Below are 3,463 nucleotides of genomic sequence, written 5' to 3' on the forward strand. Positions count from 1 at the left end.
AGCCGTCGCAGCCGCACCAGTTCTCCGAACACGGCAGGGAGAAAGAAGAAGACGGCCGACACGGTTCCGAACGCCACCCAGGCGAGCATCGCTACTCCCGAATCGATGATGGTGACAGTGCGCATGAAGATCCATACTGCGGTTGAGGCAAGACACAGGGAAGCTGCCGCCAGGGGCACGAATCGTCGCTCACCGCGAACCGTGACGAAGAAGATCGCCAGCATCGCGGGCAGGGTAATCCCGAACTCGTAATCGCGCAGGATGAAGACCGCGTAGCTCGCGGAAGCGGTCAGGAGCGCGGTCGTGGGGAGCCATGGCAGCGCGAAAAGGGCTCCGCAACCGCCAACGGTCAGCAGGATCGCCCAAACGTCACCCTGCCGCGTCGGTGCCCATCCGGACACAAGTTCCATGGGCGCCGCACCGATCCCGGAGAGAGTAGCGCCGAGTTCGACGAGTGTGACGAAGGCCGCCGCGATCAGTGTCACCAGAGTGCCGCGCCTGCTCATGACCAGAGCACCGCTGTCGCGAGTGCGATACCTCCGATGCCTGCCGCGACGCGCTCTGTTGTACGTGTGTCGATGTCCCCTTCCAGCTTTCGAGCCTTCCGCAGACGGACCGCAGCCACGATGAGCAGTGCCAGCGATGCCAGGGCGAACACCAGCTTGACGATCATCTTCGCTTCTATGACGTGCATACCCTGCAACTGATTCGCCGCGATCAGACCGTTGCCGGTCACTACCTGTATGACGGCGCCCGTCAGCATGACGGGAACTGCGGTTCGACTCGAGACGCCGCGCAGCAGCGCGGGGCCGATCAATGCCGCCAAGCCAAGCAGGTGCACTATGAGCAGTGCGAGACGAAGAGTCTCGAACGAAACCATGAAATCCTCCGATACGAGGGGTGGGTGAGTATTTACTCACCCTACTATACTGATCATGATGACGCAGCAGAACCAGCCCACTCGACGCGCTCGCGAACGTATCCTCGACGCGGCCGCCGAGGTCATGCGACGTGACGGGCTGGTACACGCGACGACGAAACAGATCGCACGCGAGGCCAAGTGTTCGGAAGCGCTGCTGTACAAGCACTTCCCCGACAAACGGGACATCTTCCTGTCTGTGCTGGCGGAGCGCTCCGCCGGACTCGGGCTGCCTTCAGAGATGGCCGGGACCGCCACAGTGAGGGAAAACCTGGTCGAACTCACTGCGAAGCTCATCATCTTCTACCAGGAGAACTTTCCGATGGCGGCCTCCATCTTCGGTAGCACCGAACTGCTGAGAGCGCATCGAGAAGCTATGCAGCGACGCGGAGTCGGTCCGCACGCCGTTGCAGCCGCGGTCGAGCGCTATCTCGTCGAAGAAGCACAGCTGGAAAGAGTGGATGCAACGGCGATCGATACGGGGGCCGTGGCACGCCTGCTCACCGGCGCAGCCCTCCACGAAGCCTTCCTCGCGACCTACGCTGCCGAAACGTTAGAGCATCCTCGCGAAACTGCCCAACGTCTGGTCGACAGCGTGAACCTCCGCGACACCATCTGAGCGACCATGCCGCTAAGAACGCAGGCGGCCGGGCCTAATCACCGTTGAGGTACTGCAGCACGGCGGCGACGCGCCGACTCGTCGTCTCGCCGGCAGGCAGTTCGAGACGATCGAAAATCGAGCTGACCGCCTTCTCGACAGAGCTGAGCGAAACAAACAGCCGCTGCGCGATGCCCCGATTCGAAAGCCCTTCCGCCATCGCCGCGAGCACTTCGTTCTCCCTTGGCGTGAGGCTATCGAGTGCCCGTGGCTTCTCCGGATCGGTGACGAGTTGCCGTACCACCTCGGCGTCGATAACGGTTCCGCCCTCGGCTACCCGCGAGACGGACTCGAGGAAGTGATCGATGTCGGTGATCCGATCCTTCAAGAGATAACCGACGCCGGAGGTCTCAAATCTCAAGAGCTTCGTCGCGTACTCGCGTAGCACGTACTGCGAAAGCATGAGCACACCGGTGTCGGGATGGATGCGCTTCAGCTCGAGCGCTGCCGCTAGCCCCTCATCCGTGTGAGAAGGAGGCATACGCACATCGACTATCGCGAGGTTCGGTCGGTGCCGTGCGACGGCTTCGAGCAGCCGTTCAGCGTCTCCGACGGATGCGACAACGTGCATGCTCTCTTCTTCGAGGAGACTGCGAACGCCCTCGCGCAGAAGCACGGAGTCGTCGGCGAGTACGACGCTCAACGACGCCCTGGTCGATTCATGCATACGGAATCTCCGCCTCGATTCTTGTGCCTCCTCCGAGGGGGCTCCTGATGGTGAGCGTACCGTCCAGGGCGGCGAGCCTCCTGGAAAGCCCCTTGAGTCCGCCGCCCTCCTCCGACGCACCTCCGCATCCGTCATCGGTCACCTCGACCCGGGCCCGAGTTCTCCGCTTGGCGTCCAGCACCGTCGTGACCGAGAGCGTCACGGAGCTCGCATCCGCATGCTTGACGACATTGGTCAAGGCCTCTCTGATGACGAAATACACAGCCGCCTCGACCGGCCGGGGAGGGCGGGACACGGTGAGCTCGAGTACCGTCACCGGCAGCGGGCTGTTGCGGATGACCGGCTCCAGCGCCGACTTCAACCCGTGCTCGTCGAGGGCGGCGGGGTAGGTGCGCCAAGCCACCTCGCGCATTTCGTCGATGAGTCGACGCGACTGCGCGAAAGCGTCATCGAGAAGCTCAGCAACGCGCTCCGGTTCCTCCGCCCTGCGTGCCCTCGCGATGAGCATCGATAGCGAAACGGCATTCTGCTGTACGCCGTCATGAATGTCACGCTCTATACGCCGACGCTCTTCATCGATTGCCAGGACCACCCCGGCACGGGTCGTGAGCAGTTCGGAGATCCGTGCCTGGGTCGTGCTCGGCTGCCGAACGTCGACGAACTGCTCATCGATCTTCCTCTGCAGCCAACGGGTGGCCTCTGCGAGTGCGACAGCGCCGACGATATTTGCGAGGCCGTATAAGAGCCCGACCTGCAGAGCAGACTGGTGCGTCGTCCAGAGGAAAAAGCTGACCACTACGACGCCGCCGACGAAGAGCTGGAAGATCGCACCGAGGATCATCAGCACGCCGCCAAACAACATGTAGGCCACGGCGACGAACGCGGCAGGAGTGACGAGTGCAGTGATGAGGAAGAACGACCGAGGCACAGTCGCGAAATCGAATTCCAGGCTGAAGTACCGAAGCTGTCGCGCGCGTTCCCAACGGAATACTGTGGCACTCGTCTTGGATTCCGGCTTAGCGATAGCGGCGATGATCAGTGGTACCGCGAGAAGCCCACCGACGAGGGTGCCGAGCACCGTGAGCCACCACCGCCGTAAGAGGTGATTGGTCTCGCGCGGAACCCGCGACTTGATGCCCCTTAACAGCGCCTTCATAGTGCGAACGATCGTAGCAAGCGCGCGGCGTGCCACGGCAGGAGCGAGAACCGCATAGCGGTT

At 62.6% G+C, this 3,463-nt stretch carries 5 protein-coding genes; 1 reads left to right on the forward strand and 4 read right to left on the reverse strand.

All coding sequences use genetic code 11. From position 1 onward, the window contains the following. A partial coding sequence (locus tag Q0O95_RS13660) for a hypothetical protein (protein ID WP_293699794.1) occupies window positions 1-506 on the reverse strand: 506 nt, incomplete at its 3' end. Then, window positions 503-880 carry a hypothetical protein gene (locus Q0O95_RS13665; RefSeq protein ID WP_293699796.1) on the reverse strand — a complete coding sequence of 126 codons (378 nt, stop codon included), beginning with the start codon at window positions 878-880 and terminating at the stop codon, window positions 503-505. The genes Q0O95_RS13665 and Q0O95_RS13660, both read right to left, overlap by 4 nt. 55 nt (window positions 881-935) lie before the next feature. Here Q0O95_RS13665 and Q0O95_RS13670 point away from each other — a divergent pair, with 55 nt between their 5' ends. Then, a complete protein-coding gene (locus tag Q0O95_RS13670; RefSeq protein ID WP_293699799.1) occupies window positions 936-1,538 on the forward strand; it encodes a TetR/AcrR family transcriptional regulator in 603 nt (200 codons plus the stop codon). A gap of 34 nt (window positions 1,539-1,572) precedes the next feature. Here the strand turns inward: Q0O95_RS13670 and Q0O95_RS13675 are convergent, their stop codons facing one another. Further along, on the reverse strand, window positions 1,573-2,244 hold the full coding sequence (locus tag Q0O95_RS13675; protein WP_293699802.1) for a response regulator transcription factor: 672 nt from the start codon (window positions 2,242-2,244) through the stop codon (window positions 1,573-1,575). Further along, window positions 2,237-3,463, reverse strand: a 1,227-nt coding sequence (locus Q0O95_RS13680; protein WP_293699805.1) for a histidine kinase, incomplete at its 5' end; no start/stop codon positions are given. The genes Q0O95_RS13680 and Q0O95_RS13675, both read right to left, overlap by 8 nt.

The organism is uncultured Agrococcus sp. (assembly GCF_945915485.1).
Taxonomy (GTDB): domain Bacteria; phylum Actinomycetota; class Actinomycetes; order Actinomycetales; family Microbacteriaceae; genus Agrococcus.